The organism is Streptomyces sp. NBC_01689, assembly GCF_036250675.1.
Classification (GTDB): domain Bacteria; phylum Actinomycetota; class Actinomycetes; order Streptomycetales; family Streptomycetaceae; genus Streptomyces.
In genome coordinates this window covers 1085311-1100982 of the sequence record NZ_CP109592.1, presented here as the reverse complement: position 1 = coordinate 1100982, position 15672 = coordinate 1085311, and the positions used below count along the sequence as shown (strand labels likewise).

12 protein-coding genes and 1 pseudogene are annotated in these 15672 nt (G+C 64.3%); 5 read left to right on the top strand and 8 right to left on the bottom strand.

Going from position 1 to position 15672, the window contains the following annotated elements:
- Positions 1-150 precede the first annotated feature (150 nt).
- Both OG776_RS04495 and OG776_RS04490 read right to left on the bottom strand, forming a co-directional pair.
- Positions 151-825 carry a pyridoxamine 5'-phosphate oxidase family protein gene (locus OG776_RS04495; RefSeq protein WP_329319048.1) on the bottom strand — a complete coding sequence of 225 codons (675 nt, stop codon included), beginning with the start codon at positions 823-825 and terminating at the stop codon, positions 151-153.
- Positions 826-844: 19 nt separating this feature from the next.
- Complete coding sequence (locus tag OG776_RS04490) at positions 845-1903, bottom strand: alcohol dehydrogenase catalytic domain-containing protein (protein WP_329319046.1); 1059 nt, start codon at positions 1901-1903, stop codon at positions 845-847.
- A gap of 320 nt (positions 1904-2223) precedes the next feature.
- Here OG776_RS04490 and OG776_RS04485 point away from each other — a divergent pair.
- Positions 2224-2571, top strand: a pseudogene (locus tag OG776_RS04485) (transposase); the annotation flags it as partial.
- Between the two features lie 591 nt (positions 2572-3162).
- Here the strand turns inward: OG776_RS04485 and OG776_RS04480 are convergent.
- The 3 genes from OG776_RS04480 to OG776_RS04470 all read right to left on the bottom strand — a co-directional run bounded on the left by OG776_RS04480 (position 3163) and on the right by OG776_RS04470 (position 6521).
- Positions 3163-3930, bottom strand: a complete 768-nt coding sequence (locus OG776_RS04480; RefSeq protein WP_329319044.1) for a transposase family protein — start codon at positions 3928-3930, stop codon at positions 3163-3165.
- A 65-nt stretch (positions 3931-3995) separates the two neighbouring features.
- Positions 3996-4865 carry a universal stress protein gene (locus tag OG776_RS04475; protein ID WP_329326362.1) on the bottom strand — a complete coding sequence of 290 codons (870 nt, stop codon included), beginning with the start codon at positions 4863-4865 and terminating at the stop codon, positions 3996-3998.
- Between the two features lie 240 nt (positions 4866-5105).
- A complete protein-coding gene (locus OG776_RS04470; protein WP_329326360.1) occupies positions 5106-6521 on the bottom strand; it encodes an IS701 family transposase in 1416 nt (471 codons plus the stop codon).
- A 147-nt stretch (positions 6522-6668) separates the two neighbouring features.
- Between OG776_RS04470 and OG776_RS04465 the strand changes: the two genes are divergently transcribed.
- Positions 6669-7337, top strand: coding sequence for a transposase domain-containing protein (locus OG776_RS04465; protein ID WP_329326359.1), 669 nt, complete (start codon positions 6669-6671; stop codon positions 7335-7337).
- On the opposite strand, the gene OG776_RS04460 is transcribed toward OG776_RS04465, so the two are convergent.
- Positions 7235-8041, bottom strand: a complete 807-nt coding sequence (locus OG776_RS04460; protein WP_329326358.1) for an ISAs1 family transposase — start codon at positions 8039-8041, stop codon at positions 7235-7237. The genes OG776_RS04465 and OG776_RS04460 overlap by 103 nt on opposite strands.
- Positions 8042-10054: 2013 nt before the next feature.
- Between OG776_RS04460 and OG776_RS04455 the strand changes: the two genes are divergently transcribed.
- A protein-coding gene (locus OG776_RS04455) for an IS5 family transposase (protein ID WP_329326356.1) occupies positions 10055-10872 on the top strand; the annotation gives its coding sequence in 2 pieces (ribosomal slippage) (positions 10055-10403 and positions 10403-10872; 819 coding nt in all).
- A 909-nt stretch (positions 10873-11781) separates the two neighbouring features.
- A complete protein-coding gene (locus tag OG776_RS04450; RefSeq protein ID WP_329326355.1) occupies positions 11782-12537 on the top strand; it encodes an SDR family NAD(P)-dependent oxidoreductase in 756 nt (251 codons plus the stop codon).
- 217 nt (positions 12538-12754) lie between these two features.
- On the opposite strand, the gene OG776_RS04445 is transcribed toward OG776_RS04450, so the two are convergent.
- Positions 12755-13594, bottom strand: a complete 840-nt coding sequence (locus OG776_RS04445) for an SDR family NAD(P)-dependent oxidoreductase (RefSeq protein ID WP_329326353.1) — start codon at positions 13592-13594, stop codon at positions 12755-12757.
- A gap of 282 nt (positions 13595-13876) precedes the next feature.
- Between OG776_RS04445 and OG776_RS04440 the strand changes: the two genes are divergently transcribed.
- Positions 13877-14836 carry a helix-turn-helix domain-containing protein gene (locus tag OG776_RS04440; RefSeq protein WP_329326352.1) on the top strand — a complete coding sequence of 320 codons (960 nt, stop codon included), beginning with the start codon at positions 13877-13879 and terminating at the stop codon, positions 14834-14836.
- 25 nt (positions 14837-14861) lie between these two features.
- On the opposite strand, the gene OG776_RS04435 is transcribed toward OG776_RS04440, so the two are convergent.
- On the bottom strand, positions 14862-15530 hold the full coding sequence (locus tag OG776_RS04435; RefSeq protein WP_329326351.1) for an SDR family NAD(P)-dependent oxidoreductase: 669 nt from the start codon (positions 15528-15530) through the stop codon (positions 14862-14864).
- Positions 15531-15672: the final 142 nt, after the last annotated feature.

The window sequence follows — 15672 nt, the reverse complement described above, 5'->3', positions numbered from 1 at the left end:
AGACCTCCGTGCGTGGTGTGGAGCCTGGACACCTCCACCACACCGGAGGTCTTCGCCATACCGGCGAGTGCCAACAACGCTCGTGATCAATACAGCTAGGGCGTGTGGCCGGGGACCGTTCGCCTCCGCCTGCCCTGATAACGACCCGGGTCAGACCGCGATCCGGCGTCCCGTGACGGCGAACGGATCGATGCGTACCCACAGATCGCGTCGGCCGCCCGCCCATGGCGCGCTGTGGGCCTGGTCAGCGACCCGGAGCCGCTCACCGAGATCCGTCACCCGATGTGCGTGTCCGCGTACCAGAACGCTCCACCCCTGACTGAACGCGTCGTCGATTCGGTCGACCTCGAAGGCTACTAGGCAGCCGGAGGCCAACGAGGGTGTCGCTCCGCGGGCGGTCCGGAAGACTATCGTGCCGTCTACAACGCTGTAGTTGACCGGCACGATAACCGGCCCCGTGGCCGTGGGCAGCGCGAGCCTTCCCACCCCATGTGTCGAGAGCAGGTCGCCGCACTCGGTCCTGCTGAGTTCGGTGAACTTGGGAGCGTACCCAGCCTGCCCGAAACCGGGTGGCAAATCGACGTCGCCTCCGGCGAGCGCCGAGGCAGTGGTCTTCAGCGCAGCCGCCAGTTTGAGTAGCGCACCACGGCTCGGCGCGGCACCGGGATGCTGTTCAAGGTAGCGAAGATAGCCAGTGGCCATGTGGGCCCGGGCGGCGGTCTCCCCCCGAGACAGCCCGAGTTCGACACGGCGCGCGGCAATTCGGCGGCCCAGGTCGCCCGCTGGCGGGGCGTCTATCTCCTTCGTCTGTGCCTGTTTGGTCATAGCTCGTCATCTCCTCTGGTCAGGCCGCGCGAGCGGCGACAACGACGTGCAGCTTCTCGCTGAGCACCACCTCGAACACGCCAGGCCGGCGTCCCGGCCGAAGGCGTCGTACGCCCCCGCCAGCTTGGTCCCGCTGGAAGGTGGGGATCATCAACTGTGTGTGGGCAGCCGGCCAGTTGCTGGCAGGCGACAGCAGCAAGAGGGTGGAGTGGGTCTCCTCGAGACCGGCGGTGATGGTCACGTTCTTGATCCACAAATCTTTCAGGCGGAGCGTGACGGGCTTGGCCTGGACGCCGATGTCGGCTACATGGCCACCGAGTCGCACCACGCACCTGCCCAGCTCGGAGCTATCCGGCACGCCGACTGCTTCGACGACCACGTCCGCGCCGAGCCCGGCTGCGGGATCAGCGATCTGCTGTTCGGGATTCCTGCCCGCGTCGGTACCCACCCGCCGCGCCGCCCCCAACCGGGCCTCGAACAGATCTACGGCGACCATCCGCTCGGACGCGAACAGTCGCGCTGAGGCGATCGCCACGAGACCGATGAGCCCCGATCCGACGACTGCCGCGGTGTCGCCCGGGCGAGCGCACCCATTGGGCACGCCCACCCCATACGAGGACGGGAATATGTCCGCTAGCGGGATGACGTCCTTGCTCTCCACCACGCATGGCAGCGCGTACACGGACTGGTCAGCGAAGAAGACGGGGAGATACCCGACCTGGGTACCGTCGACCAGAAGGCCCAGGTTCCAGCCGCCACCGTCCATGCACCGGCGGCATGCGCCCTCGCGGCAGTAGCGGCAGCGGCCGCAAGCGCCAATGCGGGAGACCAGCACTCGGTCGCGCGGTCGTAGCGCCTGCACGTCACTGCCGACCCCGACGATCTCACCGACGGCCTCGTGGCCCCCGACGGTGCCCAGCTGCACCCCGGGCACATCGTCCTCAAGGGTATGCAGGACCGTTCCGTAGATCGTGACAAGGTCCACGCGTACGGCGGCTTCGGAGGGCTTCCCGACGGCGAGGTCCGGGACCTCCTCCCAGGCCGTCTGCCTGAGGTCGTGGACGACGTGGCCCTTCATGACGCTCCTGAGCCTCCTCAGACCGGGTGCCGTGCTGCCCCACAGAACCAGCTTGTCCAGCGATCGTCGGCATCGCTTGGGCCGTCCAGCCCCCGTCACCCCGCCGGACGGCCCTTACGCTGCGGCCGACGACGGAGCGGGCGCCGGGCATGTCGCGCCGACCAGTTTGAAGCCGTTGCGGCGTTCCGTCTCCGGGATCAGACGCAGCAGGCGGCGTCTTGGAGAAGCGCAGCGCGACGCCTTCCGTGCCGGCCGCTTCGCGCACCGCCAGAGTGAGCGGCCGAAGCGAGTACGGAAAGCAGCTGCTGTGCTGCGCCAGCAAGCGGCTGTGCGGCATCCTCACCGCTGAGGACCTGGTCAATCGCAAGTTCCATCGACTGCGCCCCGACGAGTTGTGGGTCACCGACATCACGCGGCATCGGGCCAGAGAGGGATAGGTCTACTGCGCGGCGGTTCCGGATGCGTTCAGCCGCAGGATTGTGGGCTGGTCCATCGACTCACGGCAGGACTCCACCCTCGTCGTCAACGCGCTGGACATGGCCATCCGCAACCGCCGCCCCGAGCCGGGCGGGATCGTTCACGCCGATCACGGCACCCAGTTCACCTCCTGGGTCTTCGGGGAACGGATCCGCTCCGCCGGCCTCCTGCCGTCGTTCGGCACCGTCGGGGGCTGGCCCTCGGCTGCCTCGCCGAGGTCCTCGCCCTGGACATCCTGTACGGGGTAATCGTGGTCGACGGCCTGTCGGTGGCCGAGCTGCTGACATGCAGGCAGAAGACAGTGCGCTGCTGGCTGCATCGCTTCGACCACTCGGGACTACAGGGGCTGGGTGATTGCATCGTGCCGCCGGGGGTCTGCGCTGGGAGCCCTTCAAAGAACTGTAGGCCTTCGACGATTCCGGACCGGCCAAGTGGACGCTGGACTCCCGCGCCGCGGCAGCGCGGGCGGAAGGGATCGAGGGGGGCCGCTCCCAAGTACCCGCACTCTGATCGCGGAAGGTATGTCCTGACGTCGCACTCCGTCGTGGATCTGGTCGAAAGAACCAGACTTGCCCCAAAAGGACAAGGACCGTCTCCTCTTTGACCACCCGTTAATCGGAGCGACGGCAATTTCGTGCACCGATACCAGAACTTTTCCTCTTCCAGCGGACATGCCCACAGACTCTCCGGCTGTAGACGAGCACCATCCTAAAAGATCAAGATAAAGCGCGTTGCAGAATGCCGTGGTTTTGCAGGTCAGGGTGCGACTCCGGCTGTTCTGATCATGCGGTCATGGCGAGGTTGTGCATGTGGGCGACGGCCTGGACCGCGTGGTGGAGGCCGTCTCCGTGCTGCCGGCAGTCACGGAGGATCTTGTAGTTCTTCAATCGGCCGATCGCGTGTTCGACCCGCGCACGGGCACGGCGATGCTCCTTGTTGTCGGCTTCTTCGCCGGGCAGCAGAGGCCGGCCTGGTCGTTTGCGGTGCGGGACGACCAGGCCGGTGTTGAGGTAGGCGCCGTCGCCGAGCATGGTGACGCCCTGACACTGCTCCGGCAGGCCGGAACCGCGCCAGACATGGGCATCGGCTTTGTTGCCCGGGGCCCGGCGGGCGGTGGCCACGACCAGACGGGTGTCGGCGTCGATGATGACCTGCACGTTCGCCGAGAACCGGCAGTTGCGGCTCGATGCGCCGACCTTGCGGTCCCGGACCGGGACCAGTCTGCCGTCCACGATCCACAGCCGGTCCGCAGCATCGACGGGGCGGGCGACCGGCCCGAGCGCGAGGAGCGGCCGCAGCCGCTGGATGACCCGGCACACCGTGGCCGGCGAGACACCGAACAGCGGCGCAAGCTGCCGCATGGTCAGGTTGGTCCGGTAGTAGACCGCCACCATCAGCACCCGATCGGCGAGCGGCAGCCACCATGGCCGCCCGATGCGCGGGCCATCGCCACCCCGCTCCCGCACCGCCTTCAACAGTCCCTCGAACTGCTTCATCCGCAGCCCCGTGAACGTCTCCACCCACAACGGCTCAACCTTCAACCCACGCATACAGAGAAAATGCCCAGATCACGGCATTCCGCAACGCGCTTTAGGCTCGTGGATCCGCTATCGGTTCAACCGCGCAGAGATCCGGGCACGGTTATCACTGGGCATTCCGCTCGGTGCAGGAGGCCATGCACCACCGATCCAATTCTCATTCCCGAGTATCCTCCGCTCCCGTGTCTGCCTACGACTACCGCAAAAGCCCCGAGCGAAGCGAGAGCGAGTTGTTCCACCGGGTTGCCCCGGATTACCTCGCAAGAGATCTCCACATCCGGGTATTTATTCGCCCACCCTGACACAGTCTCAGACAAGATCCCGCGCCGTTCCTCAAGCCCCACCGCTTCGTCACCGAGGGACACCACCGGCCGCCGCCACACCCATAGGGCGCGCAAGGCGACACCATGCAGTGCTGCCTCGTCTGCAGCGAACCCCACGGCGATCCTGGATGACTCGCTGCCATCAACGCCAACGACGAGATGTGGATCCCGCTCCCACGCATGCTCCGCCTCCCTGACCACAACGGCCGGGCAGTCCGTCCGGGCGCTGACTGGAACAGCCACTGAATCCCAGCGCACGAGCTCCTCCGGCCGACTGAGACGACGAGAACCGACAACGACCATCCTGGCCTGCCGCGCCCGCTGGCATAGCACCACTGGTGGCATGCCGTCTACCAGCTCAGTCATTACAGGTACTTCAGAGTGCAAGCTTCGGGCTGTGGCAGCCGCCTCGGCGAGCGCCGTCTCGCCCTCGACCCTCAGCATCGTGCGACGCCAGGGTGCGTCTACGTGCTGGCCGCCTGGTAGAGGCGGTACGGCCACGACCAGACGCAAGCACGCCCCCCTATAGGCCGCCTCCTCGACGGCCCATGCGAGTGCAGGAAGAGATTGCTGGCGCGGATCGATCCCGACCATCACCTCATTGCCTACTACGCCGTTCTTCATGGCTCCTCCTGCCGCCTCGTACCGTGTGGCGGGGTGGTGGATGCCCCGCCCGGTTCGGCATCGCAGTGAATGCCCTCGGTCATGTCCTATCCAGTCTCGCCTGGACGCGGCGTTCGTTCACGCTGTCACTACGACCACCGGAGAACCAGAGCCCTGGGGGCCACACCCATGGGGCCGAAAGTCCTGGGCTAGCCGGCCCTCTATCTTCTAGCGGTGGTTTGTTAGACCGGGCAGTAGAGATCAAGAGGTCTGCCGCTGCCGACGGTGTTGATCAGTTCCTGGAGTGCTGTGGGCGGGGGCTTCGTCGACCATGCCCGCCAGTAGCGTTGCAGCGTGGCCCAGGGCGTCAGCCAGCCACGGACGGCCCGCAGTGCCTGGGGCCAGCAGGCCGGCTGGGGCTGGTGGGACCCCGGTTCTCCCCCTCTCTAACGGGCCTGGCAGTGCGTCAGGCCCGGATGGCTGATCGGCTTGAACGGGCGGGGGCGGAGCGAACCAGGTGTTCCAGCAGAAGCTGAAAGCGCAGTTCACGAGGGTCTGGTGGCGCCGGATGGCGGCATCGGAGCGGACCTGGAAGTCGGCCCAGCCGAGTTCGTCCTTGACCTGTTTGTAGCTCTGTTCGACCCAGTGCCGCAGCCCGTAGATCCGCACGATTTCGGCGAGGGCGGCGGGCGGGTAGGGCGATTCGGTGACGCGTGGGGAGCCCGGGCGGGGCAGGTCGGTGGCCAGGTACCAGGTCGCCTTCGCCGGCAGGGTGGCCGGGTCGGCGGTGGCCACCACCAGGCGGACGTTCCCGTCCGGGCCCCACCAGCCCAGCCGGGCCTCGGCGGCCCACCACGTGGCGGTGTGCCCGTCGCGGAACGTGCGCTCGATGCGCGACCAGTCCCCGGGATGTTCGGGGTCCCGCCAGGCCAGGAGGCGGGCGGCGTCGACGGGTGTGTGGACGTCGGGGCCGTAGGCCCAGGTGCCGTGCCGGGGCTTGAGCGCCATCACGAACGGCAGGCCCGCGTCGTGCAGGCTTGAGCGGAAGCTGTCCTGGTCGCCGCAGGCGCAGTCGGCGGCCACCGCGCGGAAGACCAGCCCGGCCGCCTTGGCCTGAGCGGCCAGGTCGGCCGCGATCTGCAGTTTGGTGCGGAAGCCCGGGTCGTTCTTACCGCGGGGGAAGTGATGGGCCGGGGTATAGGGGCTGGCGTGCACCGGGTAGTAGACGCGCTCGTCCGCCCAGCAGGTGGTCACGGTGACCACACCGCGGTCGATCTTCCCGACCGAGCCGAGATACTGCTTGCCCACGTGTGCGGTCGCTGTCCCGTCCTTGCGGTCGCCGGAGTCATCGACCACCAGTACCCCGCCCGGGTGCGGGGCGGTGGCCGGGTCAGCCATGAGCAGTTCCAGGCGGCGGGCGTTGACCGCTTCCTGGCTCCAGGTCGACTCGGACAGGAAGAACTGCAGCCGCTGCACCGCTGCATGCTGGGCACCGGCCACCGGTTCAGCGCCGGCCAGACAGGTCAGCGTCTTGTTACGATCGCGGGGCAGCAGCAGCCCGGCCAGGTACTCACGAACCCCCCGCCGCTGGGCCAGCGTCCCGAAGAGATCATCAAACCGGACAGCGTACGCTTCCAGCGGACCTGGTGCGGGTGGACACGGCAGCCGCTTCGTCATCTCGGGCTCCCCAGACCGTAGTTGACGCCTTCACCTCACGGCCTACTCCCACACAGACCCGCCGTCAACAAACCACCGCTAGAGCCAATGCCGTTGCTTTTGCTGTCGGCGTAGGCTGGTTGGGAGTGGGTCCCGGGGGTGGGTGGGGTGGCTTCGAGCGCGTCGGATTTATCGGGTCTTGGTCTGCTGACGTGGGTGTATCCGCCGGGGTTGGTGGACCGGGTGGTGGCCGCGTGTGGTCGTGCGGAGCAACGCAGACGGCTGCTTCCTGCGCGGTTGGTGGTGTATTTCGTTCTCGGGCTGGCGCTGTTTTCGCCTGCTCCGTATCTCGAAGTCATGCGGCATCTGGTCGCGGGGCTGCGAGGGCTGGGACTGCTGGGCGACTGGCATGTCCCGGCGAAGTCTTCGCTGTTCAGAGCCCGGCAACCGCTCGGCTTTGAACCGCTTCAGGTGTTGTTCGCGGCGACTGCGAAGCCGATGGCTGACGAGGGGACGTCGGGCGCGTTCTGGCGGGGTCTGCGGGTGCTGGCGGTCGACGGAACCTGCTGGGACGTCGCCGACACGGAAGCCAACCAGGCCGCTTTCGGGCGTCCCGGCAGTGGCCGCGGGGCAATGCGCAGTGCGTTTGTCCAGGTGCGGATGGCGGCGCTGGTGGAAGTGGGCAGCCATGCCGTGCTGGATGCGGAACTCGCCGGCTGCCCCAGGACTTTGAATCAGCCCTGCATCACGTACGGGAAGTCCAGCCCGAGACCGGTGACGGTGAGCGTGCGCACCGAACGGGTCTCGCGCCGCCCGTGTCCCGCCTCGCGGTCGTAGCGGCGTGCGGTCACCTCCTTCCACGGCAACGAGCGCAATGCGTCGTGCAGCGTCGGCTGGTTCCGCTTGACGACGAGCAGGTAGTGCGCCTTCTTCGCCTCCACCAGCCATCTGGCGTGGTCACGGTGGGTGTGCAGGGCGTCGGCGGTCACCACGACCCCGGCCAGGTCGAAGGGGGCCAGCAGCTTCGTGAAGCCGGTGACCTCGGTGGTTTTGTTCGGCACCCGTAGCTGGCTGACGGTGCGTCCGCCTTCCAGGACGGCGGAGAGCAGATGGGCGGCCGGGCCGGTGTCCGTGCGCGAGCCGCGGGCGGCCTTGCCGTCCACGGCCAGGTGCCGGGCGCCCGCGGGATCGCATCCGAGCAGGTCGGCAAGCCCGCCAGGACATACCAGGGTCAGGAGGCGGCGGATGGTCGAGCTCGACGGCGCGCGGCGCACGCCCAGCGGGCCGGCGGCGTGCACGCCGAGGCGGGCGAGTGCATCCAGGGGCGCGTGGCGGGCCCACTGGCCCACGGCCAGATAGGAGCGAGCCCCGGCGAGCACCGCGCAGCAGGCGGTGAGCAGGACCGATACCAGCGAATGGCGCCGTCCCCGCCGATCCCGCGGATCGCGAAGAACGGCCAGCCGTTCGGCGACACCGCTCAGGCCGCGCTGGGCGGCAGTGGGCGACTTGGTCAGGCAGACAGTGGCAGACTGGCGGCACATCGAAGCTCCGGACGGGCAGGGCGACTTGGCAAGGTCACCCCGTCAACCGGAGCTTCGTTGTGTCCGTGACGGTCTTCCGCCGGATCGTCACACCTCAGCCACCTGCACGTTTACATGATCCACAGGACTTTGAATCAGCCCTGGGCCTGGCGCAGACAGCTTCAAGCGACAGCCCGGCGAAGCCACTACCGAAGACGGCTCGCCGCATCCTTGAACACCTAGATCACAAAGTCGCACTGGAGTATTAGCCGCTCCGAACGCCCGCAAACAGTTCAGCTCGGCCGAGCGTGCTACTCAATTCAACAAGCTATATTCCGCAAGAAGGCGTCAGTAGTTCCGTATCATAAAAGCCGAGAAGTGCCCCAGTCCACCCGGCACGGTCGGACACACCAATAAGATTATCTCCACAGATGTCCCCGTGGCTAAACCAGAGGTAGCGTAGCGGCCGACTTTCAGAGATCGCATCAACTTCCGCTCAACGCAGACACTCGATGCGCTCCGCAGCGAACACGACGCTAGCCCTTACAATTTCACCGCTACATAACGTTAGGAACGGTGTGAGAAGCGTGATTAATCTGCCAGGCAGCCCACGGCGCCATCTTGCGCTCGGTGCAGTCCTAGCCGTCGCACTCGTCGCGCAGTCGATTGCACTGATTGCCCAGCAGATCCAGATCGAAGGCCTACAGACACAACCCATCGGCTTCAAGGAGCACCTCGAGCCCGGCCCCTCTGGGCCGTCTGGCCCGTCTGGCCCTCCTGGTCCGGACGGAGAAATCGGCCCACCAGGAAAGGACGGGGCCGACGGCCAGGACGGGCAGGACGGGCAGGACGGGCACGAGGGGAAGGACGGGACCGACGGCCAGGACGCGATGGCCCAGCCAGAACCAAGCTGCCCTTCCTCAGATTCCAAAAGATAGTCGATCCCCATATGGCGAGCCCAATCTAATCGTAACGACAGATAGTCCCCGCGGCGACCCGAATCCCGCAAGATGCAATACGACGCGCCAAACTTAAAGGCGGACGTGCTAGCCGAACACACCGGTTATGTCATCAGTTGACCATTCCGGGTTGCCCTTTTCTCGAATCAGGACGATGCATGCCGAGCGGAGCCCCTCCGCAGATCGAGACCAGCAAGCGCTCACCATCCTCCCATTGAACCGTCAATTAGGCAGGTCAATATCGCATTATTCACTCACCCGAATTCACGAATGCCAGAAAAAGCCTGCAAAATCGGGACTCTCGGCGCAAGCTTATGGTGAAAGTGAACGCCTATGATTTGCCGCCTATTGCAGCCCCATTGTCACACGGCGTGAGGAGTATTGTGAGAAGCGTAGGAGAAATGTGGCAAAGCCCGCGGTGCCGGTTGGTAATTAGCGCCCTATTGACCAGCATCGTCGTTGCGCAGTCAGCGGTAACCGTCGCCCACCAAGGGTAGATCGACGAACTCCGAGAGCGGCGCATCGAATTCCAGGGAAATGGCACTGAGCTTGGCCCTCCAGGACCACCGGGCCCATCAGGCCCGTCGGGTCCGCCTGGCGCAACCGGTCCGACTGGCAGAGCAGGACTACGCGGGAAGGATGGCCACCACGGCAAGAGGGGCCACCATGGAAGAAAAGGGAAAAATGGCAGGAACGGGCGTGTGATTTTTATTGAATCATAACCGTCTCCGTATGAGAAAAATTGTTCTCAGGAGGCATATACACGCGACCTGCCAATTGGTAGATCCCAACTCTAATACCCGGTAGGTTCCACGTCGAGTCGGCCTCTGACACCGAAGCGGCTATCCGGCCGCCCCAGGCCACTCGAACCAACCGCTGCTGCCGCGACCCGGCCCGCCCAAGTGACATCGAGCCCGAAACAACTGGGGCCATCCCACCAGGCTCCGCGACCGTGTGGGAAGAGGCAACGCAACTACCACCCGGTTATCTGCACACGGCAGTGTTTCGGTCTCCGTGTCCCCCATTACCTTCTTTAGACCGTGTCCTATGTGGGGTTGGGTCGTTGGGCTTGGTTATGGGGCGGGGTACGTGGAGTTGGATTGTTCCGGACGGGCTGTGGGAGATCGCGGAACCGCTGATCCCGCCGTCGAAGGTGCGGCCGCAGGGCGGCGGGACGCAGGACACGCCTGATGAGACGCTGTTCGCGGCGATCATCTATGTGCTGGTCAGTGGGTGCGCCTGGCGGGCTCTGCCGCCGTGCTTCGGGATATCGAAGTCGACCGCGCACCGCCGGTTCCTGATCTGGTCGCGGGCGGGTGTGTGGGGCCGGCTGCACGAGGAGATCCTGCACCGCCTGGACGACGCCGGCCTGCTCGACCTCTCCCGAGTCGTCCTCGACTCCGCCCACGTGCGGGCGAAAAAAGGGGCGAACTCACAGGTCCGAGCCCCGTGGACCGGGGTAAGCCGGGTTCCAAGATGCACGTTCTGTCGGACGCGAACGGACTGCCCACCGTCGTCGGACTCTCGGCAGCCAACACCCACGACAGCCTCGCCCTCAAGCCCATGATCATGGGTCACCAAACGAGACACGACCCCCACCGCGGCCGGTACTTCAAACCCCGACGTCTCCACGCAGACAAGGCCTACGACATTCCCCACCTGCGAAAATGGCTGTGGGGAAAGCACATCGGTGTCCGTATCGCCCGCAAAGGGATCGAGTCCAGCGAACGATTGGGGCGCCGACGATGGGTCATCGAACGGACCATGTCCTGGCTCACCGGCTACCGCAGACTCAACCACCGATACGAACGCCACCCCCGCAACTACCTGGCCTTCCTCGGCCTTGCTGCCGCCCTCTGCTGCTACAAAAAGCTCGTTCGCCTCACCACGTAGGACACGGTCTTAGTACTCATAGAACCGCAACTGTGGGCTGGTTGGCTCGGCTATGCATCCACGATACCTCCCACGACCCTGGCGAAAATGCGTAGCGCGCTGGACTGCACCGGTATAGAAACGGCAATAGGAAGATCCTACCGCGGCGTGCGGGGTTTTCGTCGTTCATACTTCGAGCATGCCGTGTGGAGAGGCTACGAGAAGCTCTAGCTGTTGGCTCTCCCAGCCTCTCTTACGGCGAAATGACTGCCGAGTCTCTTCTCCTTCAGAAGGTCGCCCACGGTAGTTCGTATGCCCACGATCAGCTCGCATACCTCGCTGAGGATACGCGTCGAGCAGCAGACATTCGAGAGACTCTTTATGTGGGGCTACTGACCGGGTCACAGATAAAAGCCTCTGTCGAGCTCGGCATTCACGAGAATACGGTCAGATTGTGCCTAACTGCTATAGCCGGAATTCTCGGCGAAGATTACCTCAACCGGCGCACCGAACTCCTAATGGCTCTTCGGATAATTCGCTCCCTAGGTGCTGCGAAGATCGATCAGCAGACCGCAAGCGGAGTGGATTCTTGGTGAAAGCAAGTGGAAGTATCCACTGTAAGTGCGGCAGGTCCCTGTCGATACGAGGGGATCGAAGTGAGGCGCACGCAGGGCAACGCCTGGGGCCAATCGCTCGCTCAGCGCCGGAGCCCATAAGCTGAGAGTGAAACGATGACGAGAACACCGCAGAAGCCGCGGTGCGTCTCCGCGCAAGCATCGTGCGCTGCAGCGAAAGACACTGCACGCGCGAAGCGAGAAGGTCGTCGTAATGGCAGCATGACTGTCAAAAGAAGCATTGTCTTTATGACGATCGCCAAGAATGCTCGCCGCGTGCAACCGCATGGGCGAGTCACACAGCTGGGAGCACCTAATGAAGCAACTCGAGGGCAAAGTAGCGGTCGTGACCGGCGGCTCGCTGGGGATCGGGCTGGCCAGTGCCCGCCGGTTCGGTGAGGAAGGCGCCCACGTCTATCTGATGGGACGGCGGCAAGCGGAGCTCGACGCGGCGGTCACCTCCATCGGGCCGAGTGCGACTGGTGTCTGTGGCGATGTCGCCGAGCCGTCCGATCTCGACCGTCTCTACAACCGAATCTCGACGGACGGACGCTGCGTGGACGTTCTCTTCGCAAACGCCGGAGTTGGGGAAGCGTCTCCTCTTGCGGACGTCACAGAGAGGCACCTGAACCTGCTCCTCGACGTGAACGTAAAGGGCACCGTGTACACAGTGCAGAAGGCACTGCCTCTGCTCAGTGAGGGCGCGTCCATCATCCTGTCGGCCTCGATCTGGACTGTGGAGGGGCCTGAGGGATTCGGAATTTACTCAGCCACGAAGGCGGTTGCGCGATCTTTCGCTCGCACCTGGGCAAACGAGCTCAGGGATCGGGGAATCCGGGTCAACGCCATCAGTCCGGGGACGATCGACACCCCTGGGCTCGACGGAGCGATCGGCGGTGGCGATACAGATCAGGGCCGACAGGTGAAGAGTTTTCTCATTTCCCGGATTCCCCTCGGCCGGATCGGTGTTCCTGAGGACGTGGCCGATGTAGCTCTCTTTCTCGCGTCCACTCAGAGCCGCTTCATCACTGGCTCTGAGATCTTCGTCGATGGTGGCACCGTTCAGGTCTGACAACCTGTCGTCACTTCGAGTAGTTGGGCTGGACCGGATCTCGGCCACTCTCCTGTCAGGCCCAGGACGTTGGGGCAGAGGCCAACGCGCCTTCTGCCCCGACGTATTCGTACTTGCCTCAGCGATGAGACATCGAGGGCGGGTGTTGATCACGGTCGTGGCGCGACGCACGATGTGTAGTAATAGGCAACCGCGGTCACACCCGGGCGGGAAAGGATCAGGAACTTACCGCGTCTACCCCCACGAGTTCTGCTGAGCGATTCCAGAGCTGGCGGGCGAGACTGGCGTCCCTGGCTTGCGGGTTGTTGCGCCGCGCGGGCTTTCCGTTCTCGTAGTAGGTGCCAGATTGCCAGTCAGTGCCGGGTGTGGTTGCGGCCAACCACACCAGCTGGCTGGCTCCCTTTTCGGGGCTAATCATGAAGAGCCTGCTGAGCGGATTGCCATAGATCCGGCGCATGAAACTCTTGCTGCCAGCGGCAAAATTGCTGGCAACAGCACCTGGGTGGAAGGCGGCTGCAGACACGCCGCGAGAGGCGTATCGGGCGTGAATTTCTTTGGTAAAGAGAATGTTCTCCAGCTTCGCTGTACCGTATGCCCGATGAGCAGTGAAACCGTTGTCGGTTTCGAGGTCGTCAATGTCGAGCTTACCGAAGAGGCGAGCTCCGACGCTAGAGGTCTGGATAACCGAAGCCTTGCTGGAGATGAGCTTGTCCATGAGCAAATTGGTCAGGAGGAACGGTGCCAGGTGGTTGACCTGAAGGGTTTTCTCGAAGCCGTCGCGAGTCTTATCACGATCGCCGAAGATGCCTCCAGCATTGTTGACCAGGACGTCGATTCGCGGGTATGTGGCATTGAGTTCCGCAGCAACTTTCCTGACGTCGGCCAAGGACGTGAAGTCGGCGAGGAAATGATCGGCATTGAGTTCCGCAGCAACATTAGAGGTCTTCTGTTGCGACCGGCCGACGATGACAACTTGATGCCCCTCTTGGTGCAGTAGACGGGCGCCGGCCGCGCCGATACCGTCGCTGGCGCCGGTAATAATGATCGTCTTCGGCATAGTGATGGATATCCGTTCTCTAGGGGGCACCACGGGGCGCCATATAGGGGTACTGCTTCCTGATCTGGCGTTTATGCGAGAGGGTCAGTCCCTTATCAGCGAAGACAGGGGAGACGCCGCGGCATGTGGCCCTCAGATGAAACCCGCATATAGAGGGGCCATTAGGTCCCCAGGTGCTGGAGCGAGCAGGGATGCCGTCCCGCCCCACTATGGTGGTGGTGGCCGCCCAGAGGGTCATGCCGGGCGGTGTCAGGGAGAAGTGTTGTCAGCCAAGGCGGGTAGATGCGGGACGAGTACCAGTGGACGTCGGCTACGGCGGTGCCATCCGTAACTGACTGGATTCATGCGTTCACTGCTTTGCATGGTGCGAGCGAGATCACGGTGCCGGATCGCACTACGCCGTGGACAGGGCAGCTTGACTCTCAGCAGTCTGCGAGGTACGCCATCGCCCTGTGCCGCGGCGGTCAGGAGACCGTTACCCGGAACGCTCGGCACATCTCTTCTGACCCTCGTGGCAACTGCGAGCTACTCATTCCCTTGGCGGGTGCCGCGTGGGTGGAGCAGGGGTCTTCGTCCGGAGAGATCAGTGCCGGCGCCATGGCGTTCTGCGACATGGACCGGCCGCTGACTTTTGCCCACGATGACGACTTTCTGTCGATCGCTCTGATCGTTCCTGCTCGAGAGGTGGCTCATCGCAGTCCTGTCGCCGTCCGTGAGCCTCAGATGCTCAGGGCAGACAGCGGTTTGGGACGGGTCATCCGAACCATGGTGACCACCCTGCAGGAGGAGCGTGAGTTGCTGTCCGAGGCGACCTTTGATCTCGCTTGCGAACGCCTCCTCGACCTCGTATGCCTGGCTGTGGAAGGTGCGAGCGATACCGCGCCGGCAGGGCAGCGGGCGACGGTCGAGGTCGAGATTCGTCGCTACATCCGACGTCATGCGTCTGATGAGGACCTCGACACCACCGTCATCGCACGCGCTCTCGGCTGGTCTGCCCGCTACATTCAGCACGTGTTGCAGGCTGCGGGCACGACTTCGCGCGAGCTCATCCGCCGTGAACGGTTGGAACTGGCCCGGGCGCGATTGGCGAGCGCTCATTGGGCAGGGCACTCGGTCGCTCACATCGCGTATTCCTGCGGATTCGGCAGTCATGCGTCCTTCAGCACCGCTTTCCGTCTCGAATTCGGCATGACTCCTCGGGAAGCCCGATCTAATGCGCTTCCTCAATCGGATTTAGGCTAAGATGCTTCGGCTCTAGCACGGATATTCATCCCGTGAATATCCGCTCCGCAGTGTCCCGCTCGGTGTGCAGGTCCCAATAAATGGGAGAGATCTGATCGGGCGTAGCTCGTGGCTGGCCGTAGAAGGTCGACTGGCCTATATTTACATCCAGGGCAACGTGGCCAGCGTAAACCCCTGTGCCTGTAAGCTCCTGATGCAGGCCCAGCACCCAGTTTCTCAACGCGGCTGCCGCGGCGCTGACGTCGGCGGCGGCCGGAGTCGCGAGGCGATCGGTACCCATTCCAGTGGTGTAGAGCAGGGTCCCCGTCTTCGCCGCGCGCATTGCGGGCAGCACCACCTTGGTGGCGGCGATGGCCCCGTAGAGCTGCATTCCCATCTGGTGGTGCACGTGGGACTCGTATATTTCTGAAGGCAACGGCGAGACGTGTGCGTCCGATACGGAATACTCCAGGACGTCGATGCCGCCCAGACTTGTGGCAGCGCTCTTGAGGGCTTGGGTGAGTCCAACACCATCGCGCACATCTGCGGGAAACGCAGCGGCGGCCATGCCCTCGCGAGTGAGTTCGATGACAAGATCGTCGAGCTGGTAACGATCAGAGTCGATCAAGGCCACGTCGAAGCCGCGGGCTCCGAAGTGGCGAGCGATAGCCAAGCCAAGTTCGGTGCTGGCTCCGATGACGGCAATGCTCGTCACAGCAGTTCCTTCATGGGTTGAGAGAAGAATTGGTGGTGGCTAAGCATCCGCGTGGGGCGGTGCATATCGTCGCATCGAAATGGGCTTTGGTTACCAACGACCGTGGTTGCAACTGCCGAAGACGACGCCTCGCGCCGCACCT